At 67.8% G+C, this 24,974-nt stretch carries 20 protein-coding genes; 12 read left to right on the plus strand and 8 right to left on the minus strand.

The genetic code is table 11. From position 1 onward, the window contains the following. Positions 1-130: 130 nt before the first annotated feature. Positions 131-1,312 carry an alpha/beta hydrolase family protein gene (locus PSR88_RS09115; protein WP_029539389.1) on the plus strand — a complete coding sequence of 394 codons (1,182 nt, stop codon included), beginning with the start codon at positions 131-133 and terminating at the stop codon, positions 1,310-1,312. Here PSR88_RS09115 and PSR88_RS09120 read toward each other — a convergent pair. The 6 genes from PSR88_RS09120 to PSR88_RS09145 form a co-directional block, all read right to left on the minus strand. Next, complete coding sequence (locus PSR88_RS09120; RefSeq protein WP_016882899.1) at positions 1,215-2,837, minus strand: GMC family oxidoreductase; 1,623 nt, start codon at positions 2,835-2,837, stop codon at positions 1,215-1,217. The two genes, PSR88_RS09115 and PSR88_RS09120, sit on opposite strands and share 98 nt — an antisense overlap. Further along, positions 2,834-4,402: an APC family permease gene (locus PSR88_RS09125; protein WP_016882898.1), complete on the minus strand. Its 1,569-nt coding sequence runs from the start codon at positions 4,400-4,402 to the stop codon at positions 2,834-2,836. The genes PSR88_RS09120 and PSR88_RS09125 overlap by 4 nt, the downstream gene beginning before the upstream one ends. A 57-nt stretch (positions 4,403-4,459) precedes the next feature. After that, positions 4,460-5,980: an aldehyde dehydrogenase family protein gene (locus PSR88_RS09130; protein ID WP_016882897.1), complete on the minus strand. Its 1,521-nt coding sequence runs from the start codon at positions 5,978-5,980 to the stop codon at positions 4,460-4,462. Next, complete coding sequence (locus PSR88_RS09135) at positions 5,977-7,620, minus strand: BCCT family transporter (RefSeq protein WP_016882896.1); 1,644 nt, start codon at positions 7,618-7,620, stop codon at positions 5,977-5,979. Before PSR88_RS09135 ends, PSR88_RS09130 begins: the two co-directional genes overlap by 4 nt. Next, positions 7,617-8,789 (minus strand): aromatic ring-hydroxylating oxygenase subunit alpha, encoded by a 1,173-nt coding sequence (locus PSR88_RS09140; RefSeq protein WP_016882895.1) that lies wholly within the window; start codon positions 8,787-8,789, stop codon positions 7,617-7,619. Before PSR88_RS09140 ends, PSR88_RS09135 begins: the two co-directional genes overlap by 4 nt. 382 nt (positions 8,790-9,171) lie before the next feature. After that, positions 9,172-9,978, minus strand: coding sequence for an IclR family transcriptional regulator (locus tag PSR88_RS09145; RefSeq protein ID WP_011594733.1), 807 nt, complete (start codon positions 9,976-9,978; stop codon positions 9,172-9,174). 198 nt (positions 9,979-10,176) lie between these two features. Here PSR88_RS09145 and PSR88_RS09150 point away from each other — a divergent pair, with 198 nt between their 5' ends. After that, on the plus strand, positions 10,177-10,521 hold the full coding sequence (locus PSR88_RS09150) for a bifunctional 3-phenylpropionate/cinnamic acid dioxygenase ferredoxin subunit (protein WP_009474505.1): 345 nt from the start codon (positions 10,177-10,179) through the stop codon (positions 10,519-10,521). Continuing rightward, complete coding sequence (locus tag PSR88_RS09155) at positions 10,518-11,696, plus strand: NAD(P)/FAD-dependent oxidoreductase (RefSeq protein ID WP_016882894.1); 1,179 nt, start codon at positions 10,518-10,520, stop codon at positions 11,694-11,696. Before PSR88_RS09150 ends, PSR88_RS09155 begins: the two co-directional genes overlap by 4 nt. Before the next feature lie 8 nt (positions 11,697-11,704). Here the strand turns inward: PSR88_RS09155 and PSR88_RS09160 are convergent, their stop codons facing one another. Further along, positions 11,705-12,505 (minus strand): IclR family transcriptional regulator, encoded by an 801-nt coding sequence (locus PSR88_RS09160; protein ID WP_016882893.1) that lies wholly within the window; start codon positions 12,503-12,505, stop codon positions 11,705-11,707. A 338-nt stretch (positions 12,506-12,843) separates the two neighbouring features. Here PSR88_RS09160 and PSR88_RS09165 point away from each other — a divergent pair, with 338 nt between their 5' ends. The 4 genes from PSR88_RS09165 (at position 12,844) to purU (ending at position 17,781) form a co-directional block, all read left to right on the plus strand. Next, on the plus strand, positions 12,844-15,306 hold the full coding sequence (locus PSR88_RS09165) for an FAD-dependent oxidoreductase (protein WP_016882892.1): 2,463 nt from the start codon (positions 12,844-12,846) through the stop codon (positions 15,304-15,306). Beyond that, positions 15,303-15,929, plus strand: coding sequence for a cyclodeaminase/cyclohydrolase family protein (locus PSR88_RS09170; RefSeq protein WP_009474511.1), 627 nt, complete (start codon positions 15,303-15,305; stop codon positions 15,927-15,929). Before PSR88_RS09165 ends, PSR88_RS09170 begins: the two co-directional genes overlap by 4 nt. Continuing rightward, positions 15,926-16,819 carry a bifunctional 5,10-methylenetetrahydrofolate dehydrogenase/5,10-methenyltetrahydrofolate cyclohydrolase gene (locus tag PSR88_RS09175; RefSeq protein WP_016882891.1) on the plus strand — a complete coding sequence of 298 codons (894 nt, stop codon included), beginning with the start codon at positions 15,926-15,928 and terminating at the stop codon, positions 16,817-16,819. The genes PSR88_RS09170 and PSR88_RS09175 overlap by 4 nt, the downstream gene beginning before the upstream one ends. A 113-nt stretch (positions 16,820-16,932) precedes the next feature. Beyond that, complete coding sequence (gene purU, locus PSR88_RS09180) at positions 16,933-17,781, plus strand: formyltetrahydrofolate deformylase (RefSeq protein WP_011594740.1); 849 nt, start codon at positions 16,933-16,935, stop codon at positions 17,779-17,781. 68 nt (positions 17,782-17,849) lie between these two features. On the opposite strand, the gene PSR88_RS09185 is transcribed toward purU, so the two are convergent. Further along, complete coding sequence (locus tag PSR88_RS09185; RefSeq protein ID WP_011594741.1) at positions 17,850-18,521, minus strand: GntR family transcriptional regulator; 672 nt, start codon at positions 18,519-18,521, stop codon at positions 17,850-17,852. A gap of 113 nt (positions 18,522-18,634) precedes the next feature. On the opposite strand from PSR88_RS09185, the gene glyA reads away from it, so the two are divergent. From glyA to PSR88_RS09210, 5 genes are read left to right on the plus strand one after another with little or no spacing between them, the layout of a single operon-like run. After that, complete coding sequence (glyA, locus tag PSR88_RS09190) at positions 18,635-19,960, plus strand: serine hydroxymethyltransferase (RefSeq protein WP_011594742.1); 1,326 nt, start codon at positions 18,635-18,637, stop codon at positions 19,958-19,960. After that, positions 19,960-21,195 carry a sarcosine oxidase subunit beta family protein gene (locus PSR88_RS09195; RefSeq protein ID WP_007300401.1) on the plus strand — a complete coding sequence of 412 codons (1,236 nt, stop codon included), beginning with the start codon at positions 19,960-19,962 and terminating at the stop codon, positions 21,193-21,195. The genes glyA and PSR88_RS09195 overlap by 1 nt, the downstream gene beginning before the upstream one ends. Before the next feature lie 33 nt (positions 21,196-21,228). Next, the gene (locus PSR88_RS09200) at positions 21,229-21,507 is read left to right on the plus strand and encodes a sarcosine oxidase subunit delta (protein WP_005252386.1); all 279 of its coding nucleotides are present in this window, start codon (positions 21,229-21,231) and stop codon (positions 21,505-21,507) included. Further along, complete coding sequence (locus PSR88_RS09205; protein ID WP_016882890.1) at positions 21,504-24,368, plus strand: 2Fe-2S iron-sulfur cluster-binding protein; 2,865 nt, start codon at positions 21,504-21,506, stop codon at positions 24,366-24,368. Before PSR88_RS09200 ends, PSR88_RS09205 begins: the two co-directional genes overlap by 4 nt. Next, positions 24,361-24,954, plus strand: coding sequence for a sarcosine oxidase subunit gamma (locus tag PSR88_RS09210; protein WP_016882888.1), 594 nt, complete (start codon positions 24,361-24,363; stop codon positions 24,952-24,954). The genes PSR88_RS09205 and PSR88_RS09210 overlap by 8 nt, the downstream gene beginning before the upstream one ends. Positions 24,955-24,974 lie beyond the last annotated feature (20 nt).

Consider the following 24,974-nt stretch of genomic DNA (forward strand, 5'->3'; position numbering starts at 1 on the left):
GGGGGAGGGCCACACAACCGTAACGAGACCCGAATTACATTGCACCAGCACCACCGCCGCCAATCGGCGGTTGGCGCACGGATCTCGCGTGTCCTGGCCAGATGTCGTCACGGGTACGTACGGTGACCGGGTGAGCGAACCACCGCGCAGAGTCGACATCGTCTTCGCCCCCGGCGTGGTGGCGCACCGCGGAACCGCGGAGGAACTCGTGGGCCTGGCATTGGATGCGCGCGGCCTGACCGGTGAGTTGACGTTCGCCGCGGACACCGCCGGGCTGGAGCGGGCCGTGCGGTCGGCGGCGGGGCGAGGCGAGTTCATCGCCGTGCCCGGTGCCGGGGCCTCCTTCACCGCCCCGGCCGGCGGGGCGATCCGCGTCGATCTCGGGGAGTGCGAGGCCGACCGCTCGCCGGGCACCCGGGTCCACATTCGGGGGCGCGGACTCGACGGACTCCGCTACGCCGTCGACAGCTGGTATCACCACCGCTTCCACCCCGCACGGATCGTCCGCTACGGCGACCACCCCGATCAGCGAGTGGAACTGCGGATTCCGGGCGGCGACGGCCCCTTTCCCGTCGTCGTGCTGATCCACGGCGGATTCTGGCGTCCGCGTTGGGAGTCCGACCTGATGGACGCGCTGGCAGTCGACCTGACGGCCCGCGGGTACGTCACGTGGAATGTCGAGTACCGGCGCGGCGCGGAGAATCGTTGGGCTGCAATGGCGTCCGATGTCGACGATGCCGTGCAGGCCGTCGCGACGGTGCCGGAGGCGGACCCGGAGCGGGTCGTGATCCTCGGCCATTCGGCCGGGGCTCAGCTCGCTCTCCGCGCCGCCGCCGACGCCGCGGCCGAGGACGCAGCGGTTCGTCCGGCGCTGGCCGTCAGCCTCGCCGGGGTGCTGAATCTGCGGCTCGCCGGCGAACGCCACCTCGGCGAGGGCGCGGTGGCGGATGCGGTCGGCGGCGACCGGGCCGGCGACCGGGCGACGTACGAACGGTCGTCACCGATCGAGCGACTGCCGCTGGGCACCGCCCAGCTGGTGGTGTGCGCCGTCGACGACGAGCCGGACATGCTGGAGATGAGCAGGGAGTACCACGACGCCGCCGCGGCGACACCCGACGACATCGTCCGGATCGAGGGGCCCGGCGATCATTTCACCGTCATCGATCCGGAGAGTGAGATCTGGCGAAGGACCGCCGAGGCGATCGACGCCCGGATCAGACCTCGGACAACGTCGACTCCGCCGCCCGCAGCCCGGACCCGGCCCGGCCGCGGAGCAGATCCGCGCACCTCTCGGCCATCGTCATCACCGTGATGTTCGGGTTGACGTGCGGCAGTTTCGGCATCGCCGACGCGTCGACCACCCGCAGTCCTCGAACCCCCTTGACCCGCAGTTCCGGGTCGAGCACCGCCATCGGGTCGTCGACGGCGCCCATGCGGGCCGTGCCCGCGGGGTGATACACCGTGTTGTGGGTCTTGTGGATGTAGTCGAGGATCTCGGCGTCCGTCACCGCGTCGGGTCCCGGCGCCAGTTCGCGGGCAATCCAACCGCGTAGCGCCTTCTGCTCGGCGATCGTGCGGGCCAGCTTCACCCCGGACAGCATCACCCGGTCGTCGTGGCCCTCACTGTCGGTGAAGTATCGGGGGTCGACCTTCGCGCGGTCACGGAAGTCCCGCGACCGCAGCCGGACCGTTCCGCGGGAGCGGCCCTGAGTGACGTTGGGTGTCAGGCAGAATCCGTTGTCGGTGGTCGGGTAACCCCACCGCAGGGTGTTCATGTCGAACGGGACGCTGCCGTAGTGCATCATCAGGTCCGGATGGTTCAGCCCCTCCCGGGTGGTCGCGAACAGTCCGATCTCCCACCACTGTGTGGACGTCTCGACCATCGGCTGGGACGCCTCCCAGAACACGAGGCCCTCGACGTGATCGTCGAGGTTCGATCCGACACCGGGCGAGTCGACGCGCACGGGGATCCCGAACTCCGCGAGGTGCTCCGCCGGACCGATACCCGACAGCATCAGGAGCTTCGGTGTGTCGATGGCCCCGGCCGTCACCACCACCTCCCGTCGCGCCGACACCGTGTCGTAGCCGGTGAGATCGGGACGCTGGTACCGGACGCCCGTCGCCGTCTGCTGCTCGTCGAACAGGATCTCACTCACCCAGCAGCCGGTCCGGACCTCCAGGTTGGGCCGGGTCCCGAGGATCGGGTGCAGGTAGGCGTGCGACGACGACATCCGGGTGCCGTCCTCGGACGCGTTGATCTGGAACCATCCGGCGCCGTTGAGCACCGTTCCGCCGCGGTTGAAGGCGACCGTCGGCAGCCCTACCGCGGCGGCGGCGTCGAGAACCGCTCGGCCGCACGGGTCGTTCGGCGGGACGTCCCGCAGCCGCACGGGCCCGCTGCGGCCGTGCCCGTCGCCGGGGGCGTCGTTGCTCTCCAGCCGGCTGACGTACGGGAGGATGTCGCGCGCACCCCAACCCGACGCCCCCATCGCCTCCCAGTCGTCGAGTGCCTCGGCAGGCGGCCAGAATGCGATACACGAGTTGTGGGACGAGCAGCCACCGAGGACCTTGGCCCGGGCGTGCCGCATGAAGCTGTTGCCCTTCTCCTGCGGCTCGACGGGATAGTCCCAGTCGTACCCGGAGTCGAGCAGATGCATCCACTGCGACAGCTCGAGGATCGCCCGGTCCCCGACGTCGGACGGGCCCGCCTCGAGCAGGCACACCGTCACCGACGGGTCTTCGCTGAGACGTGCCGCGAGAGCGCAGCCCGCGCTGCCACCGCCCGCGATCACGTAGTCGAATTCCCCTGCAGTGCTCTTCGATTCGCCGTCGGTCATCGGGCGAGCTCCTTGTCGTTCGGTTCGGATTCCGGCGCGGGCGTTACCACCGCCGCGCAGTGTGACGTCAACGTTCCGATGTGGTGCCGGCCGGTGGTGAGGTACCACAACAGGCCCAACCCGAGGATGACGCCGATGTAGACGAAGGCGCCCCAGGTGTTGTACCACGGTTCGCCGTACACGGCCTCGCGCGGCCACGCGAGGTTGAGGGCCATCCCGATTCCCCAGACGAGTGCGACGATGTTGACGGGCAGTCCCCATCTGCCCATCGTGAAGTAGCCGCCCTCCTTCAGGTCCCGCGGCGGCCACTCACCCCGCAGCCGCTTCTTCAGCATCGGCCCGGTGACCATCAGGTAGGCCAGGTAGATCATGATGATCGCGATCGACGTCAGCACGGTGAAGATGTGCGGCTGACCGATGTTGACCACCAGGATCAGCGCGGCCACCACCCCGATGGTCACCGCAGGCACGACGGGGGTCCGCGTGCGCGGGTGGACGCGGGCGAGACGCTCACCGAACGGGAGGGCGTTGTCGCGGGCCATGGCGAAGGTCAGCCGGATCGCGGCGGTGTGCACGGCCAGCGAGCAGACGGTCACCGCGATCACGATGCACACCAGGAAGATCGTGCCCAGCGGGCCCCACATCACCTGTTCCACGATGTACTGCAGGCTGCCGTCCGACGCGCCGATCTTCGGGTCGTCGAGGTCGGGTGCCGCCATCACGGCGAACACGAGGATCGCGCCGCCGATCACGAACGAGGCGAGGATCGCGCGGAAGATCGCCTTGGGGGCCGTCCGTCGGGGTTCCACCGTCTCCTCGCCCAGCGAACTCGCAGTGTCGAAGCCGTACATCACGTAACCCGACGCGAGGGTCGCCACCAGGAACGCACCGAGGTATCCGCCGCTTTCGCCTGCGCCGTACCCGTGGGTGGAGAAGAACACCTGTGGGCCGCGGGTCATGTTGGCGGCGAGGATGATCGCGATCAGCACCGCCGCGATGATCTCGATGAACACCCCGGCGCTGTTGATCATCGCCATCAGACGGACGCCGAGCGCGTTGACGACGGTGGTGAAGCCGATCATCACCGTCCCGAGAATGACGGCGTTGGTGGCGAAGTCGTGTTCTCCGGTGCCGTCACCGACGATCTGGAAGCCGCTCCACAGCCGCGGCAGGTTGAGCTGCAGCGCCAGCACAACGGCCGACAGGGTGACGATCGACGCGGTGAGCATCAGCCAGCCCGCGGACCACCCCACTATTCGGCTGCCGAGCGTCTTCGCCCAGTTGTACACGGAGCCGGCGATCGGATATTTGGCGGCCAGCTCCATGAAGCAGAGCGCCACGGCGAGCTGGCCGACGAACACCAGCGGCCACGACCACAGGTAGGCGGGGCCTGCGGTGCCGAATCCGAAGTAGAACAACTGGAAAGTGCCGGTCAGGATGGAGATGTAGCTGACGCCCGCGGCGAAGCTCGCGAACTTGCCGATACTGCGATCGAGGGACTCCCTGTAGCCGAATTCCTCGAGTCCACTGTCGTGATCGCCGGTCGTATTGTCGGTACTGGTCATTCGATCACTTCCTGAGAAGGTGAGTAGGCCTGCTCGCGCGCCCCTGCCGGGAGCACGTCAGGTCGCGGTGAACCAACCCGCGAGAGGCGAGGTCGTGTTGTTCCAGATGTGTTTGACTTCCTGGTATTCGGAGAGCCCGGCGGGTCCGAGTTCGCGCCCGTTGCCGGACTTCTTGAATCCGCCCCATTCCGCCGCCGCGGTGTAGTACCCGAAGTCGTTGAGCCACACCGTCCCGTGGCGCAGGCGGCGCACCACCCGTTCGCCGCGGGCGGCGTCCGACGTCCGGACTCCGGCGGCGAGGCCGTACTCGGTGTCGTTGCCGAGCCGGACCGCGTCCTCCTCGGTGGTGAACCTCTCGACCGTGAGAATGGGCCCGAACGTTTCCTCCTGCACGATGCGCATGGACCGGTCGCAGTGGTCGAAGATGGTGGGCAGGTAGTAGCTGCCGCCGTCGAGCGCGGGATCGGCGGGCCGGGAACCACCCGTCCGGAGTGTCGCTCCCTCGGAGATGCCTAGTGCCACATAGGCTTCGATCTTGTCGCGCTGCGCCGTCGACACGAGAGGTCCGGTCTCGCTGCCGGGATCGAGCCCCGGGCCGACGCGGATGGCCTCGGCGCGCGAGACGAGGGCGGCGACGAAGTCGTCGGCGATCGACTCCTCGACGATCAACCGCGTCCCGGCCGAGCACACCTGCCCCGAATGCAGGAAGACGCCGGTGAGCACCTGGTCGACCGACGACTCCCACTCGGCGTCCGCGAACACGATGTGCGGGTTCTTCCCGCCGAGTTCCACGGCGACCTTCGTGACGTGCTTCGCGGCCGTCTGCAGAATGGTGGTGCCGGTCGCGAGTCCACCGGTGAACGAGATGAAGTCGACGTCACCGGTGTCGGTCAGCGCGGGTCCGAGGTCGGCGCCGCTCCCCTGCACCAGGTTGACGACACCGGCGGGCACGCCCGCCTCCTCGATCAGCCGGGCGAACGCGATCGTGCTCAGCGGCGTGACTTCGCTGGGCTTGAGCACCATCGTGCAACCGGCGGCCAGTGCGGGTGCCACCTTCCAGGAAATCTGGAGCAACGGGTAGTTCCATGGCGCGATGAGGACGCACACCCCGATCGGTTCGCGAACGACCCGGGAGACGACGGCGGGGTCACCCACGTCGACCACCCGGTCGCTGGAGACGAGGGCCAGCCGGGCGTAGTACCGGAATACCGAGACGACGTCGTCGATGTCGATTCGGCTCTCCACCAACGTCTTACCGGTGTCCAGCGTCTCGATACGCGCCAATTCCTCCTTGTCGCGCTCGAGCAGATCCGCGACACGCGACAGGAGCGACGACCGCACGGCGACCGCCGTCTCCGGCCAGTCCCCGGCGTCGAAGGCCGACCGGGCCGCCTGCACGGCTCGCGCCGCGTCTTCGGGCGACGCCTCGTCGACCGTGGCGATCACGTTCCCGGTTGCCGGGTCGATGCAGTCGCGGGTGCGCCCCGACGTCGCCGCCACCCACTCCCCCGCGATGAAATTCACCTTCCCGAACAACCTCTGGACGCCCTGATCCGCGGATAGTGCCGTCATCTTCATACTGTGTCCGAAACCCTCTCGTGTGCATACTTTTTCGATGAACCGACGATGAGCGGATCACGGGAGACGTCCCGGTACAGCGAGAAGCACAATCCGATCATCACCAGGAGGAACGGCGCGGCCGCAATGATCGTCATCGTCTGCAGACCCTGCAGGGCGTCCGAGCCGCCGGTCCAGAGGATGAGTGCCGCCGTGCCCCCGGTGAGGGTTCCCCAGAAGATGACGACCCACGTGCTCGGTTCGCGTGCACCCCGCTGCGACAGGGTGCCCATCACCAGGGAGGCGGCGTCCGCGCCGGACACGAAGAAGATCGCGACCAGCACCATGACCAGCACGGTGGCGAACCCCGTCAACGGCAGATGGTCGAGCATCCCGAACAACTGGCCTTCGGTCGACGAACGCGCCGCCAGGTCGACTCCGTCCTGCTGCTGTCCGATGCCGGCGCCGCCGAACACCGCGAACCACACGAGGCTGACCGAGGTGGGAATGACGATCACGCCGATCACGAACTGCCGGATGGTGCGGCCCCGGCTGATCCGGGCGAGGAACATTCCGACGAACGGAGTCCATGACACCCACCACGCCCAGTAGAAGATCGTCCACGACGACAGCCAGGACGCCGTGTCGTCGCCGGAACTCGCGGCCGTCCGCCCCGACATGGTGGCGAGTTGCGCCGCGTAGTCCGCGATCGCGGTGGGGAGCAGATCGAGGATGAGGACGGTCGGACCGAGCACGAACACGAACAGCGCGAGAATCACCGCGAGCACCATGTTGATGTTGGACAGCCAGTGGATGCCCCGCGCCACTCCCGACACCGCCGAACCGACGAACGCGAACGTTAGCAGCCCGACGAGGGCGACGAGCGCGAACGTGCCGACATGGCCCATCCAGCCGATGATCTCGAGACCGGAACCGATCTGCAGTGCGCCGAGTCCGAGCGACGCGGCGGTGCCGAACATCGTCGCGATGATCGCGAGGATGTCGATGACCTTCCCCACGGCGCCTTCCGAGCGGCGACCGAGGAGGGGGAAGAATGCGGCGCTGATGAGCTGCTTGCGGCCGCGCCGGTAGGAGCCGTACGCAATCGACAACCCGACGACCGCGTAGATCGCCCACGGATGCAGACCCCAGTGGAACATCGTCGTGGCCATCGCCGACCCGACGGAGCCGTCCGTTCCCGGCGGCGGGCTCACCAGATGGGCGAGCGGTTCGGCGACGCCGTAGAACATCAATCCGATGCCCATGCCGGCGCTGAACATCATCGCGATCCAGCTCACCGTCCGGAACTCCGGTTTCTCGCCGTCGCGGCCGAGCGGAATCCGGCCGTACCGGGAGAACGCGAGGTAGAGCGAGAAGACGACGAACGCCGACGACGCGGCGATGAACAGCCAACCGAGGTCGGCCACCAGCCAGTCCAGCGCCGCGGTCGACACGATCGAGAGGTTCTCCGGTGCCAGCAGTCCCCACAGAATGAGTCCGACACCGAGCGCCGCGGCCGTGCCGAACACCACCTTGTCGACGCTCCGCCGCCCCTCGCCGTCGGACGGCTGCTGCTCCTGCGCCTGGTGTCGGGGTTGCGGATCGACACCGTTCACCCGGGGAGGGTCGGTCACCCTCGGTTGTTCGCCGGCGTAGGTCATCGGGGATCCCCGCTCAGCCTTTCGAGTAGCCATTCGTGGAATTCGCCGATGTGGTGTTCCGCGGGCACCAGCACACCCCCGTTCCGGTACGCCTTCGACGCCATCGTGGGCTGGGTCCGCTCGCAGGCGTCGAAGTCCTGCTGGTTGACCCGGTGGAAAAGCTCCACCGAACGGGAGACGTCGCGACCCGAAGCGGTGACCTCCGGCGAGTACAGCCAGTCGCATTCGACGATGGTGCGATCCGCGGACACGGGGTACATGCGGTGGAAGATGACGTGGTCGGGCACGAGGTTGACGAAGACCTGCGGCCGGATCGTGATGGCGTAGTACTTGCGGTCCTGGTCTTCGCTGATGCCGGACAACGACTCGAATCCGCCGCTTCCGTCGATGGTGAATCCCTCGACGTCGTCACCGAAGGCGGCACCGTGCCCCACGAAGTACTGTGCGGCAAGGCCGTCCGCGAACTCGGGAAGTACCTCGGTGAGCTCGGGGTGGATGGTCGCGCAGTGGTAGCACTCCATGAAGTTCTCGATGATCAGCTTCCAGTTGGCCGCGACGTCGTAGACGATCCGGCGGCCGAGTTCGAGGGTTCCGATCTGGTACCGGTCGATGGCGGCCGGATCACCGAGTCGTTCGGTGACGGCGCCGACGACCTCGTCCTCGAACGACGGAGGTTCGTCGGCCAGGCACACCCATGCGTAGCCGAGCCATTCGCGAAGCGCGACCGGCACCAGCCCGTACCGCACCCGGTCGATGTCGGCTCCGGTCTCGTCGCGCAGCGTGGCCATGTTGGGGGCGGCCACCAGTTTGCCGTCGAGTCCGTACGTCCACGCGTGGTAGGGGCACTGCAGGTTTCTGCGGATCTGCCCTTCGTCTTCGGTGCACAGCATGGCGCCGCGGTGCCGGCAGATGTTGAGGAAGGCGCGCAGTTCCCCGTCGCGGCCGCGGACGAGGAGCACGCTCTCCCGGCCCACCGTGATCTTCCGGAAGGCTCCGGGGTCGGCGAGATCGGCGGCGCGGACGGCGCAGAACCACATTGCCTCGAACAGATTCTCCTGTTCGTCCGTGAAGATGTCGGCGTCGGTGTAGTACCGGCCACCCAGGGTGGGGATCAGTGCCGGTGCGGGCGCGGAGGCAGGGGCGGGGGCTTGAACGTCCGGAGCGGACATAGATGTCACCGTTTCTTTCGTTGCCGGGAAAGATGCGTGTCGGTCGAGCTGTGACCTGATGTCTGTGTGCGTTGGGGGCGCAGATCGCAAGGGGCGCCGTTGCCGAGTGTGACGACATGCGTGCCCGATCCGCGGCGACCGTCCGAACAGCGGACAGCTGTTCCCGCCGAGTCATCGCGGCGTCAGCATTGTTGCGTCATCAGCAACGCTATGCGATTCACACAACTTAGACCGTCGCCAGCAGACGTGTCAAACATCACATTCGACACTTCTTTCGTGGACGCGACACGACCGAAACACCGCGTTAACCGCGGACGGCCGAAACCCGGGCAAACAGGACTATCCGTTCGTCCCGCCTTGAGGGAGAAGCACTTCCGGGCGGTCAGTCACCCGCGCCGACGGATTGCTGCGCCTCGATCCGCACGACTGCGTCGGCGAGCTCGAGTGCCACCGCCTCGAATCGTTCGGGCGCCAGCCGGTACTCCGGCCCGGACACGCAGATCGACGCGACGATCCGGTTGGTGACCTTGCTCCGCACCGGTACGGCGATGGAATTGAGCCCCGCTTCGAGCTCCTCGGCCGTGGACGCCCACCCTCGCGACCGCACGTGCTCGAGTTCGACGTCGAAAGCCTTGAAGTCGGTGATCGTGTTGGGAGTGAGCGCGCTCAGGTGCGGCCCCAACCGGCTTCGGAGCTGGCCGGACGTCATTTCCGAGACCAGCACCTTGCCCGTCGCGGTCGCGTGCGCCGGGGTCACCTGACCCACCCACGTGCGCAGCGCGACGTGGCGATCGCTGCGGGCCTCGAGCACATTGAGGGTCGCCGCACCGTCCAGCACGGCGAGGTTGACCGTCTCCCCGAAGGCGTCGGCCAGGCGGTCGCACTCCGGCTGCGCAACCTCGACGAGCCCGCTCTGCGCGACCGTGGCCTCGGCCAACCGCACTACCGCGAATCCGAGCTGATACTTACCGCGGACGCCCGCCTCCTCCACGAATCCGCGTTGCTGCAGCGATGCGATCAGGCGTGACACGGTCGATTTGTGCACGCCGAGACGCACGGCGATCTCCGAGGCGCCGACACGGCCTTCGGCCGCGACTATCTCGAGCACGTCGATGGCACGTTCCACCGCGTGCACGGTCTTCGCCTTTCCTTCTGCGCCCTGGGCCGCGGGCGCCTCGGATTCACTCATGCCCCGAGGTTATGCCCACCGACTTCCGGAACGCAGTTTTTACACGCGAATGCTTGACACCGCGGGGGAGCACCGGAGAGCATTGTGTTGCACAGCTTGCAAGTCGTCGCGCATAGCGCAACAACCGCTCCACAACTTGTCCTTCCTCCCCGACGCTTTCGGAGGTATCGAGTGATTCTCGATAACGATTCCCCAGTTGTGACCCACCCCGGCGCCACGGCGTTCCCCGTCTGCGAACTCGTGACACTGCCCGTGGGCGAAGTCGTCACGGTGACCCCGCCGGGCTTGGCTCCCATCTCCGTCTTCCACACCTCCGACGGTCTGTATGCCATCGACGACACCTGCACCCATCAGGACGCCTCCCTCGCCGACGGCTGGGTGGAAGGCTGCACCGTCGAGTGCCCGCTCCACGAGGCGTGCTTCGACCTCCGCACCGGAGTGCCCTCGGGCCCGCCGGCCAAGATCGCGGTTCGCACACACGACGTGTCGATCGTCGACGGCACCGTGCTGCTTCATCTCGACCAGAAGGGCGACGCCCGATGAACACTGTCCCGAATTCTATTGTGGTACTGGGCGCTTCCCTCGCCGGACTGTCGGCGGTGCGTGCACTGCGCGAGAAGGGATACACCGGCCGCCTCATCGTGGCCGGCAGCGAGCAGTCCCTGCCCTACGACCGGCCGCCCCTGTCCAAGGAATTCCTCACCGGCGACCTGACCGACGAGGATCTGCTGTTGATGAACAGCGACGACGACACCCTCGACGTCGAATGGCGCATGAACAGAACGGCCACCGGTCTGGTCTACTCCCCCGGCGGGCTCCACCGCGTCACGTTCGACGACGGGTCCCACTTCGACGCCGATGCCGTCGTCGTCGCGACGGGCGCGCGGGCCCGAACCCTGCCCGGACACTCCGGCCTCGCCGGCGTGCACACACTCAGGTCGATCGACGACGCACGCGCACTGCGGGATTCGCTGTCGCGTGCGCAGAACCTCGTGATCGTGGGAGCAGGGTTCATCGGCGCCGAGGTGGCCTCCACCGCGGCCCGCATGAGCCTGAACGTCACCGTCGTCGAGGCGTCACCGACGCCGCTGGCGGGCCCGCTCGGCATCGAACTCGGGGCGATCTGCGCTGGACAGCATGCCGCACACGGCGTCCGTCTCCTCACCGGGGCAGTCGTCGCCGCGCTGCTCGGTGACGACGCGGTCGAAGCCGTCCAGCTGAGCGACGGAACGATCCTCCCCGCGGACGCCGTGGTGGTCGGAATCGGGGCCGTCCCCAACGTCGAATGGGCACGCGATTCGGAATTGATGATCGACGACGGTTTCCTCACCGACTCGTCGTGCCGCACGAACGTGCCCGGCGTGTACGCGATCGGTGACTGCGCACGGACTTTCGACGACGCCCACCAGGTGCACCACCGAAGCGAGCACTGGAGCAATGCCGTCGCCCAGGCGGCCACCGTCGCCGACACGATCATGGCCACGCCGTCCGGGCCCGCCGCGATCCCGTACTTCTGGTCCCACCAGTACGGCAAGATGCTGCAGTTCGCCGGCACGAGACACAGCACCGACGAGGTCCGGTTCGTCGACGGCGACCCCGGAACCGGCACGTTCGTGGCCACCTACGACCGGGACGGCGACACCGTCGGCGTGTTCGCGATGAACAGTCCCCGGCTGTTCACCCGGTACAAGAAGCAACTCGACAGGTCACGGGCCTGATGCCGGCGCTACGTGACGGCATAGCCCAAACGGCTGCTGATCTGCTGGGACGTGTCGAGTGCGGCGTGGGCGACGTCCTCGAACCGTTCCGGCAGCAGCCGGTAGGCGGGGCCGGACACGCTCAGAGCAGCAATCATTTTCGACGTGTAGTCGCGGATCGGGACGGACACCGCGTTCAGCCCGAGTTCGAGTTCCTCCTCGGACTCCGCCCATCCCCGCTCGCGAATGGCTTTCAGCGATTCCACGAGCGCGGGCACATCGGTGAGAGTTTTGGCCGTGAGAGCAATCGGAGTTTCTCCCACGCGCTCCGCGAGTTCACTGTCGGACAATTCCGTCAGCAACAATTTTCCACTCGCCGTCGCATGCGCCGGGCTGCTTTGACCCACCCAGGTATTGGTACCGACGCCGGACGGACCGTCCGCTTTGACGATGCTGACCGATCGATTGCCGTCGAGTATCGACACATTGACGCTCTCACCGACAGTTTCCGCCAGTTCGGCGCACAATTCCTGACTCTGCCGCACCAGATCGCCGTCCGGCGACGCGGTGCGGGCCAGCCGGACGATGGAATTGCCGAGTTGGAATTTTCCCCGGTTCTTCAATTGGGCGACGTACCCTCGCGAATCCAGAACGGCAACGAGGCGCGACGCGGTCGACTTGTGGACACCCAACTCATCGGCGATTTCGGTGACACCGGCGGTACCGAGCCTCGCCAGGATTTCGAGTACCGCCAGAGCGCGGTCCACTGACTGCACAGCGCCGGACGGCCGGCTCCGATCTCCATTCGAGTTATCGTCCAATTCAGTCATCTCGACTTCAGGATAGGCGACATCACCGTGCGACGGTTACCTCCATCCACACCCGGTTCCGCGTCATCACAGTCGGGGTCGGTGCGCATTTCCACCACGGATCGCGGAATTACTGCCATTTCCTCGACCAATCGTCGTGGAATTACCCGCAATTCGGGGTTGACCCCCTTACTCACCCAGACCTAATGTGTTGATATATCAGTTGTCGATATTGGTTCGGATCAGTCCGATCCGTTTCGCAATTCACAGTTCTTTCCGGCGCCGTTCGAGCCCACACCGAACACCGAATCTCCCGCTACTTCGCCACACACAGGCACCCACCCAACAGGAGGACCATCATGGGGTCACCGCGCGTAGTGATCATCGGAGCCGGCATCGTCGGCGCGAATCTGGCCGACGAGCTCACCGCTCGCGGTTGGGATCGGATCACGGTTCTCGATCAGGGACCGTTGCCGCTCACCGGAGGCTCCACGTCACACGCACCGGGCCTGGTGTTCCAGACGAACGCGTCCAAGACGATGACCGAGTTCGCCCGGTACACGGTCGAGAAGTTCGTCGGGCTCGACGTGGACGGCGCATGGTGCTTCAACCAACTCGGCGGGCTCGAGGTGGCCACCACCCCCGAGCGTCTCGCCGATCTGCACCGCAAGCAGGGCTGGGCCACGTCCTGGGGCATCGAGGGTGCCGTCCTCGACCCGGCCGAGTGTGCGAAGCTGCACCCGCTGCTGGACGAGAAGCGCGTACTCGGTGGGCTGTACGTGGAGACGGACGGCCTCGCGAAGGCGTCCCGAGTCGTCGTCGCGCTGGCCCGGCGCGCCGAGGCCCGCGGTGCCGTGTTCCAGGGTTCGACGAAGGTGATCGGCATCGAGCAGAGCGGCGGCAAAGTGACCGGCGTCGCCACCGCGGACGGGGTGATCCCCGCCGACATCGTGGTGTCCTGCGCGGGCTTCTGGGGTCCCGACATCGGCGCGATGGTGGGTATGGACGTCCCGCTGCTGCCGCTGGCGCACCAGTACGCGAAGACCGAGCAGATTCCCGAACTCGTCGGACGCAACACCGAACTCGCCGAGGCCGGCTTTCCGATCCTGCGTCACCAGGATCAGGATCTGTACTTCCGTGAGCACGTCGACCGTCTCGGCATCGGCACCTACGCCCACCGCCCGATGCCGGTGAACCTGCGCGACCTCGACGAGAGCGACGACGTGTCCGCGTCCGCCATGCCGTCGATGCTGCCGTTCACCGAAGAGGACTTCGCGCCGTCGTGGGAGCAGAGCAAGTTGCTGCTGCCGTGCCTCGAATCCGCGAAACTGGACGCCGGTTTCAACGGTGTCTTCTCGTTCACCCCGGACGGCGGACCGCTCATCGGCGAGTCCCCGGACGTCGCCGGGTTCTGGATCGCCGAGGCGGTGTGGGTGACGCACTCCGCCGGTGTCGGCCGGGCCGTCGCGCAACTGCTCGTCGACGGCCGCTCCGAGGTCGAACTGCACGGCTGCGACGTGCACCGCTTCGAGGAGATCCAGCTCGCGCCCGACTATGTCAGCGAGACCTCGCAGCAGAACTTCGTCGAGATCTACGATGTGCTGCACCCGCTGCAGCCCAAGGAGTCTCCCCGCGACCTGCGGGTCAGCCCCTTCCATGCTCGCCAGAAGGAGCTCGGTGCCGTGTTCCTGGAGAGCTCCGGCTGGGAGCGCCCGCACTGGTTCGAGTCCAACGCCCATCTGGTGCAGGACCTTCCGGCCGAATGGCAGCCGCCGGCCCGGGAACCGTGGGCGGCGATGTTCCACTCCCCCATCGCCGCGGCCGAGGCCTGGAAGACCCGAACCTCGGTGGCGATGTACGACATGACACCGCTGAAGCGCCTCGAGATCAGCGGCGCAGGCGCACTGGCCCTGCTCGACCGGCTGACGACCGGCAAGATGGACAAGTCCGTCGGGTCCGTCACCTACACGCTCGCGCTCGACGACGCCGGTGGCGTCCGCAGCGACCTCACCGTCACTCGACTGTCCGACACCGTCTTCCAGGTCGGCGCCAACGGCAACCTCGATCTCGACTACTTCCGCCGCCAGTCCCCGGACGACGGCAGTGTGCAGATCCGGGACGTCACCGGCGGCACGTGCGGAATCGGGTTGTGGGGTCCGCGCGCCCGGGATCTGGTGCAGGCGTTGAGCTCCGACGACTTCACGAACGAGAACTTCAAGTACTTCCGGGCGAAGCAGGTCCGCATCGGCGGTGTTCCCGTCACGGCGATGCGTCTGTCGTACGTCGGCGAACTCGGCTGGGAGCTGTACACGTCCGCCGACAACGGTCTGCGCCTGTGGGATCTGTTGTGGGCGGAGGGGCAGAAGTACGATGTGATCGCCGCCGGCCGCGCCGCGTTCAACAGCCTGCGGATGGAGAAGGGCTACCGCTCGTGGGGCAGTGACATGACCACCGAGCACAATCCCTACGAGGCCGGTCTCGGGTTCGCGGTCCGACTGCAGAAGGGCGGCTTCCGTGGGCGTGACGCGCTCGACGGCGTCTCCGACGAGACGGTGGAGCGGCGCCTGGCGTGCCTCATGATCGACGACCGCACGTCGGTGGTCCTCGGGCACGAGCCGGTGTTCGTCGACGGACAACCCGCCGGGTACGTCACGAGCGCGGCGTTCGGTCACACGGTGGGGGCGCCGATCGCCTACGCCTGGCTTCCCGCGAACGCGACCGTCGACACCCCGGTGGAGATCGAGTACTTCGGACGCCGCATCGCGGCCACCGTCGTGGCGGAGCCGCTCGTCGACCCCGAGATGAAGAAGATCCGGTCATGACCCTCCGAGACGACACGATCGCCGGGTTCCTGGACTCGCTCGCCGATCGAACTCCCGCGCCCGGCGGCGGCGCGACCGGCGCGCTCCACCTCGGCCAGGCAGCCGCGCTGGTCTCGATGGTCGCCCGCTACACCACCGGCAAGAGGTACGCCGACCACGGGATGCTCGTCGAACGCATCTGCGCGTCCGCCGATGCGTTCCGCGAGAAGGCACTGCAGTTCGCCGACGACGACATGGCGGCATTCACGGCCGTCATCGACGCCTACCGGCTCCCCCAGGACACGGACGACGAATCCGATGCCCGCACGTCGGCGATCGCGGCCGCCCTCGCCGGCGCGGCCGCGGTCCCCGCCGAGGTGGTGGTCGCGGCAGGCGACGTCGTCGCACTCGCCGACGTCCTGCTGCCGGTGGCGAACCGCACCGTCGTCAGCGACGTCGCGGCCGCCGCCGAGGCTGCCCGCGCAGCCGCCACCACCGCCCGGGTCAACATCGAGGTGAACCTGCCGGGTATCACCGATGCGGACACCCGCCGGGCCCTCACCGAATGCCTGTCCGGCGTCGACGCGATCGTCGAGCGTGCCGACGCCGTCACGACACGAGTACGAAAGCAGCTGACTTCATGACCAGAAGCCTCGGTGGCGCCGAACTCGCCACCTCCATCCGCAACGACGCATCCGTCGCCGCCGCAGCACTCAACGACCTCGGTACCCGGCCCAAGCTGGCGGTCGTGCAGGCCACCGACGACGAATCGACCGCCTGGTACGTGCGGTCCATCGCGTCGGCCGCGAAGCGCACCGGAATCCTGTGCGACATCGTCGATCTCGGCGCCGCGGCATCGACCGAGCAGATCCGCAGCACGCTCGTCGAGCTCGGCCACGACCCGGACGTCCACGGCATCATCCTGCAGACACCCCTGCCGGACGGAACCGACCTCGACGCCCTCCGGGAGGCGATCAACCCGGCCAAGGATGTCGACGGCGCGAACCCGGCCAGCCTCGGCCGTCTCGTCGCGCGTCTGCCCGCGTTCGCGCCCGCCACCGCACAGGCCGTGATCGCCCTCCTCGATCACCACGGAATCTCCCCGCACGGCAGGACGGCCACGGTGGTCGGCAGATCGACTGTCGTCGGAAGTCCTGTCGCGCATCTGCTCGTGCAGCGCAACGCGACGGTGACCGTCTGCCACCGGCACACCACCGACCTGGCCGCCGGCACCCGTGACGCCGACATCCTCGTCGTCGCGGTCGGCATCCCCGGACTGATCACGGCCGACCACGTCGCCGACGGCGCCGTCGTCATCGATGTCGGGACCACAGCGACCGCGGACGGCCAACTGCTCGGTGACGTCGACGCCGCGGCCGTCGACGGTCGGGCCGGCGCGCTGACCCCGGTCCCCGGAGGGGTGGGCCCGGTGACCACCGCGTTGCTGCTCAATCACACGGTCGACGCCGCCGGGACCCAGTACGCCCAGACTCGATCGGAGTCCGTGCTCGCCGGGTTCCGCAGCAGCGTCTGACTCCGCCTCCACCCCTTGACCCGCTCGTCCAGCCTGAAATAGCATGGGCCCATTCTGATATATCAGTTCGCTCGGACTGACACCTCAATTGGTCCGGCATCGAGGAGACCCACATGACCCAGACCTTCACCCTGACGCTCAGCTGCGCTCAGCGTCCCGGGATCGTTCACGCAGTCAGCTCCTTCCTCTTCGAGCAGAACTGCGATATCGCCGAGCATCAGCAGTTCGACGACACCCGAAGCGACGCGTTCTTCCTCCGCACGTCGTTCGTGTCGGCAGAAGATGTCGACATCGAACGCCTCACAGCGGAATTCGGGAGCGTCGCCGCGAAATTCGGCATGACGTTCAACTTCAACGGCACCGACCTGCCCCGGGTGATCGTGATGGTCTCCAAGATGGGTCACTGCCTCAACGACCTCATCTTCCGCTGGCGAGCGGGCAACCTCGGCGCCGAACTCGTCGCCGTCGTCTCCAATCACGAGGTGCTGCGCCCCATGGCCGAGGCCGCCGGGCTGCCGTTCGTCCACGTCCCCGTCACCCCGGCCACCAAGCCGCAGGCCGAAGCCCGGCTGCTCGAACTCGTCGAGGAATACGACGCGGACCTCGTGGTCCTCGCCCGGTACATGCAGGTGCTGTCGGACGACGCGTGCCGCGCGCTACGGGGACGGGCCATCAACATCCACCACTCGTTCCTGCCCGGATTCAAGGGCGCCAAGCCCTACCACCAGGCATTCGATCGCGGCGTCAAGCAGGTCGGGGCCACCGCCCACTACGTGACACCCGATCTGGACGAGGGGCCCATCATCGAGCAGGAAGTCATCCGCATCGACCACTCCTTCGACCCGGCTCGACTCGCCACGGTCGGGCAGGACGCCGAGGCCCTCGCGCTGTCGCGGGCCGTGCGCTGGCACTGCGAGAACCGCGTCCTGCTGCACGGTCATCGGACGGTTGTCTTCAGCTGAGGCGGCTTCGCGCCCGTGAGTGGTTAACGAGTCCCTGGACTCGTTAACCACTCACGGGCGCGAAGCGCCTACAGCAGGTCGCGGATGGCCTTCTCGAAACCCGCGACGTGGGCGAGGGTGAGGGACGAGGCGGTGCTCTCGTCGCCGTCGACGATGGCCCGGAGCAGGGCGACGTGCTCGCGGACGTGGCTCGCGACGTCGGGCAGCCGGTCGAGGAAGAGGCACCAGATGCGGGTGGCGTGTGCGTCGAGGCTGACGAGGATGTCCTCGAGGTGAGGGTTCCCGGACGCTCGGTAGATCTCGCGGTGGACGCGGACGTCCTTGCGCAGGACTTCGCGTGGGTCTTCGCTGTCGTCTATCTCGGCGATCTCGTCGGCGAGCGCGGTCAGCCGGGCTCGCGCGTCCGGGGAGGCGGTCCGGGCCGCCCGGGCCGCCGCGGTCGGTTCGAGTTGCTTGCGGATCTCGGAGATGTCGGCGAGATCGGTCATGTCGACGGCGGTGGCGAACGTGCCACGACGCGGGTAGGCGACGACGAGGCGTTCCCGCTCGAGGCGCTTGAGCGCTTCCCGCACCGGTGTCCGGCCGAATCCGAGTTCCTCGGCGAGTCGGTCGTCGTTGATCGGCTCGCCGGGCCGGATGTCCAGCATGACCAGGCGTTCGCGCACGATCTCGTACGCACGGTCGGCGTTGGTGCCGCCGTTCGATGCCGTGTCCGCGACCGATGAATGCGCCAGGCTCATGTTCCGTCTCCCTGATTTTCCGGAGCTATTGACCTTTGTCCGTCACTGACCTTACTCTACTTTCCAGTTGATATATCAGTTCGAAGTCAACTGACCTTCCAGAAAGGCGAACCATGACCGTGGACACCGCACACCTCACCGAGGCGGCAGCAGCGAACCCGACGCTGACGCATTCGCTCGCCGATCTCGACCCCGCCGTGCACCAGGCGATCGCCGCCGAGCTGGGGCGACAGCAGGGCACCCTGGAAATGATTGCCAGTGAGAACTTCGCCCCGCTCGCGGTGATGCAGGCGCAGGGGTCGGTGCTGACGAACAAGTACGCCGAGGGCTACCCCGGCCGCCGCTACTACGGCGGTTGCGAGCACGTCGACGTCATCGAGCAGCTCGCCATCGACCGCCTCACCGCGCTGTTCGGTGCGAAATTCGCCAACGTGCAACCGCATTCGGGAGCGCAGGCCAACGCCGCCGCGATGTCGGCACTGCTCGAGCCCGGCGACGGCATCCTCGGCCTGGACCTCGCGCACGGCGGTCACCTCACGCACGGGATGAAGCTGAACTTCTCCGGCAAGCTCTACGACGTCGCCGCGTACCACGTCCGCGAGGACGACCATCTCGTCGACATGGACGAGGTCGAGCATCTGGCCCGTGAGCACCGCCCGAAGCTGATCCTGGCCGGCTGGTCCGCCTACACCCGCCAACTCGACTTCGCCGCGTTCCGGCGCATCGCCGACGAGGTCGGCGCGTACCTCATGGTCGACATGGCGCACTTCGCCGGACTCGTCGCCGCCGGACTGCACCCCTCCCCCGTCCCGCACGCCCACGTGGTCACGTCGACGACGCACAAGACGCTCGGCGGCCCCCGCGGCGGTGTCATCCTCACCAACGACGAGGCACTGGCCAAGAAGTTCAACTCCTCGGTGTTCCCCGGACAGCAGGGCGGCCCGCTCGAGCACGTGATCGCCGGCAAGGCCGTCTCGTTCAAGCTCGCTGCCGAGCCCGAATTCCGGGAGCGCCAGGAGCGCACGCTCGCCGGCGCGAAGATCCTCGCCGACCGCCTCCTGAAGGACGACTCCCGGCAGGCCGGCATCAACGTCGTGTCCGGCGGCACCGACGTGCACCTGGTGCTGGTGGATCTGCGCGAGTCCGAGCTCGACGGCAAGCAGGCCGAGGACCGGCTGCACCGCGTGGGAATCACCGTGAACCGCAACGCCGTCCCGTTCGACCCGCGTCCGCCGATGGTCAGCTCCGGGGTGCGGATCGGCACCCCCGCACTCGCCACCCGCGGTTTCGACCTGGACGCGTTCACCGAGGTCGCCGACATCATCAGCTACGCGCTCCGGCCGGCCACCGACGAGGCCGGGCTAGACGAACTCCGCGGCCGCGTCGATGCTCTCGCACTGCGTTTCCCGCTCTACCCCGACCTCACGGAGGCGAACTGATGAGTGCCACCCAGCCACCCGGCGCCCACCTGCCCGACCACCCCGACTTCCTGTGGCGTAATCCGGAGCCGAAGAAGTCGTACGACGTCGTCATCGTCGGCGGCGGCGGACACGGCCTCGCCACCGCGCACTACCTCGCCAAGAACCACGGCATCACCAACGTCGCGGTCCTGGAGAAGGGCTGGCTCGCGGGCGGCAACATGGCCCGCAACACCACGCTGATCCGGTCGAACTACCTGTGGGACGAGAGCGCCAAGATCTACGAGCACGCCCTGAAACTGTGGGAGGGTCTCGAGGACGACCTCGACTACCCGATCCTGTTCAGCCAGCGCGGCGTCCTCAACCTCGCGCACAGTCTGCAGGACGTCCGCGACAGCGTCCGCCGGGTGGAGGCGAACAAGCTCAACGGAATCGACGCCGAGTGGGTCGGGCCCGACGAGGTCAAGAAGCTGTGCCCGCTGGTGAACATCTCGAGCGACATCCGCTACCCGGTGCTCGGCGCGACGTATCAGCCGCGCGCCGGCATCGCCAAACACGACTACGTGGCCTGGGGTTTCGCGCGCCGCGCCGACGAGGCGGGCATCGACATCATCCAGAACTGCGAGGTCACCGGGTTCGTCACCGACGGCAACAAGGTCACCGGGGTGCGCACCACCCGCGGCGACATCGCGACCGGTCAGGTCGCGCTGTGCGCGGCCGGGCACACCTCGACGCTCACCGACATGCTCGGCATCCGCACCCCCGTACAGAGCCACCCGCTGCAGGCGCTGGTCTCCGAACTCCTCGAGCCCGTGCACCCGACCATCGTGATGTCCAACGCCATCCACGTGTACGTCTCGCAGGCGCACAAGGGCGAACTGGTGATGGGCGCCGGTGTCGACTCCTACAACGGGTACGGCCAGCGCGGCGCGTTCCACATCATCGAACGTCAGATGGCGGCCGCGGTGGAGTTGTTCCCGGTCTTCGCCCGCGCGCATCTGCTGCGCACCTGGGGCGGCATCGTCGACGTGTGCCCCGACGCCTCCCCGATCGTGGGACGCACCCCGTACGACAACGTGTATCTCAACTGCGGTTGGGGCACCGGCGGATTCAAGGCCACCCCCGGGTTGGGCTGGTGTCTGGCGGACACCATTGCGAACGACGAACCGCACGAGTTCATCGCGCCGTTCAGCCTCGACCGGTTCGTCACCGGCGCTCTCGTCGACGAGCACGGCGCCGCGGCCGTCGCGCACTGATCCCACCTCGCGCACTGAAATTCAGGAGCCACAATGCAACTCATCGAATGCCCGTGGTGCGGGTCCCGTGAGGAAACCGAGTTCCACTACGGCGGCGAAGCCCACGTCGTCTATCCGGAAGATCCCGAGTCGCTGACCGACGAACAGTGGGCACACTTCGTGTTCTTCCGCGCGAACCCGAAAGGTCTTTTCGCGGAACGGTGGAACCACAGCGCCGGCTGCCGGCGCTGGTTCAACGCCGTACGCGACACCGCCACCTACCGATTCCACAGCGTCTACCGCTTGGACGAGCAGAAGCCGACGATATCGTGAACGCACCCTTCCGCACCCGCCAGGGCGGTCGCCTCGACCGCAACACCTCCTACACCTTCACGTTCGACGGCCGGGAACTCACCGGTCACCCCGGTGACACGCTCGGTTCGGCCCTGCTCGCGAACGGCGTCCACCAGATCACCACCAGCATCAAGCTCGGCCGGCCACGCGGCATCACCGCGGCGTGGGCGGAGGACACCGGCGGGCTCGTGCAGATCGAGGAGCCGTTCCCCGAGCCGATGCTGCTCGCCACCACCATCGAGTTGTTCGACGGCCTCGTCGCCCGCGGCATCCCCGGTCAGGGCCGGCTCGCCGAAATCGCCGATTCGGCGAAGTACGACGCCAAGCACGTCCACACCGACCTCCTCGTCGCCGGCGCCGGACCGGCCGGTCTCGCCGCCGCGCTCACGGCGGCCCGGGCGGGCGCCCGGGTGGTGCTCGTCGACGAGCAGAGCGAAGCCGGCGGCGACCTCCTCGGGTCCACGGACCTCGTCGACGGCGCACCCGCCCTCGACTGGGTCGCTGCCGCGGTCGCCGAACTCGCCACCTACCCGGATGTGCTGCACCTGCAGCGCACCACCGCGTTCGGCAACTACGACGACGGCTTCGTCCTCGCGCTGCAGCGCCGCACCGACCATCTCGGTGTCGAGGCCCCCGCCGCGCTGAGCCGCCAGCGCGTCTGGCGTATCCGCGCCCGGCACATCCTCGTCGCCGCCGGAGCGCACGAGCGTCCCGTCGTCTTCACCGACAACGACCGCCCGGGCATCATGCTCGCGCACGGCGCCCGCACCTTCCTGCACCGCTACGGTGTCAAGGTCGGCGAGCAGGCCGTCGTGTTCACCACCAACGACAGCGCGTACGAGGCCGCGATCGACCTGCACGACGCGGGCGTGCGGATCAACGCGATCGTCGAGGCCCGCGACGAGGCACCCGCCCGCTGGCAGCGTGAATGCGACGCGCGCGGCATCACCATCCGTACGGCGTCGGTGGTGTCCGGCACCCGCGGCAACGGCCGGATCAGTCACGCGGTCGTGTCGCACCGCACGGACACCGATCACCGATTCCGCATCCCCCTCGCCTGCGACGTCCTGCTCGTCAGCGGCGGCTGGAACCCGGCCGTGCACCTGTTCTCGCAGGCCCGCGGCAAGCTCCGCTACGACGAGAACCTCGGCGCCTTCGTGCCCGGCGAGGACCTCGACGGAGTCTCCGTCGCCGGTTCCGCGAACGGTGTGTTCGACCTGGACGGGTGCCTGCGCGACGGCCAGACCGCCGGCCAGTCGATCATGCGCGACCTCGGCTTCACCGTTCCCGACCACACGATCGACCCGGCACCTGCACCGGCGATCGAACAGTCCACCCCGCTGGTGCTCTGGCGGGTGAAGGACGTCGCCGGTGAGGACACCCAGTTCGTCGACGTGCAACGCGACGCGACGGTCGCCGACCTCGCCCGCGCGGTCGGCGCAGGCATGACGTCGATGGAGCACATCAAGCGCTACACCACCATCGGAACCGCGCACGACCAGGGCAAGACGTCCGGGGTGATCTCCTCCGGCATCACGGCCGAACTGCTCGGCAGGCCGATCGAGACGCTGGGCACCACCACGTTCCGGCCGCCGTACACCCCGGTCGCGTTCGCCGCCCTCGCCGGCCGCAGCCGCGGCGCCCTTTTCGACCCCGAACGGGTGACGGCACTGCACGATTGGCATGTCGGCCGCGGCGCGGTGTTCGAGGACGTCGGCCAGTGGAAGCGTCCCCGCTACTACCCCCTGCCCGGAGAGGACATGGACGCCGCGGTGCTGCGTGAATGCGCTGCCGTGCGCCGCAGCATCGGCATCCTCGACGGCTCCACCCTCGGCAAGATCGACGTCCAGGGTCCCGACGCCGGGGTGCTGCTCGACATGATCTACACGAACATGATGAGCACCCTGAAGGTCGGCATGGTCCGCTACGGCGTCATGTGCGGGGTCGACGGCATGGTCATCGACGACGGCACCGTGATGCGCCTGGACGACGACCGGTTCCAGGTCTTCACGACCACCGGCGGCGCCGCGAAGATCCTCGACTGGATGGAGGAGTGGCTGCAGACCGAATGGCCGCACCTGAGGGTCCGGCTCACCTCGGTCACCGAACAGTGGGCCACGTTCCCCGTCGTTGGACCGCGCTCCCGCGACGTGATCGGTGAGGTCTTCCCCGACCTCGACGTCACCAACGACGCGTTCGGGTTCATGGCGTGGCGCGACACCTCCCTCGGCGGCGTCCACGTACGGGTCGCGCGGATCAGCTTCTCCGGTGAACTCGCGTTCGAGGTCAACGTCGACGGCTGGCACGCACCCGCGGTCTGGGCGCGCCTGATCGCCGCGGGCGAGAAGTTCGACATCACCCCGTACGGCACTGAAACCATGCACGTCCTGCGCGCCGAAAAGGGTTACCCGATCATCGGTCAGGACACCGACGGGACGGTCACGCCGCAGGACCTCGGGATGAGCTGGGCTGTGTCGAAGAAGAAGCGCGACTTCATCGGGAAGCGCTCCTTCACCCGGGCGGAGAACCAGAACCCGCTGCGCAAGCAGTTCGTCGGACTGCTGCCCCTCGACAAGCAGACCGTGCTACCCGAGGGCGCGCAGATCATCGAAGAAATCTCCGACGGCGTCCTGCCGCCCCCGCCGGTGCCGATGCTCGGGCACGTCACCTCGAGCTACCTCAGCGCCGAACTCGGCCGCCCGTTCGGGCTCGCCCTGGTCAAGGGCGGCCGGGCCCGAGTCGGCGACACCCTGCACGTCCCGGTGGACGGAAACCTGGTCGCCGTCGAGGTCACCAGTTCCGTCCTCGTCGATCCCGAAGGAGCACGTCGCGATGGCTGACACCCTCGTCCCCCTCAGCCCCCTGCACGGCTGGGACCAGAAATTCTCTGAACTCCCCGAATCGGTGCGGATCGCCGAGGAACCGTTCGTCGCGATGGTCGACCTGTGGGTCGACCCGGCCGGACCGGGAGCCGAGCCCGCCGCGACGGTCCTCGGGTTCGACCTCCCCACCGCGGCGTCGACGTCCGCCGGCACCGACGCCACCACCGCCGTGTGGCTCGGTCCCGAGGAATGGCTGATCACCACGCGGTCACAGTCGGCGCCCGCGCTCGAGTCGGACCTACGGGCGGCGGTGACCCCCCACGGCGGCGCCGCGATCGACGTCTCCGGACAGCGAACCACTCTGCGGCTGCGCGGGATTCACGCCCGCGACGTCCTCGAGAAGGGGTGCTCGCTGGATCTGCATCCGAGGATGTACGGCCGCGGCACTGCAGCGCAGACCATGCTCGGCCTCGCGGGCGTGATCCTGATCGCGCTCGACGACGAGGGAACCGACTACCGGATTCTCGTGCGGTCGTCGTTCGCCCGGTATCTCGCGGAGTGGCTGATCGACGCCGCCGAGGAGTTCGGCGTCGGCCCCGTGTAATCGCCAGTCGGCTCGGTGGG

It is taken from the genome of Rhodococcus sp. DK176, assembly GCF_038447315.2.
Lineage (GTDB): Bacteria > Actinomycetota > Actinomycetes > Mycobacteriales > Mycobacteriaceae > Rhodococcus_F > Rhodococcus_F jostii_A.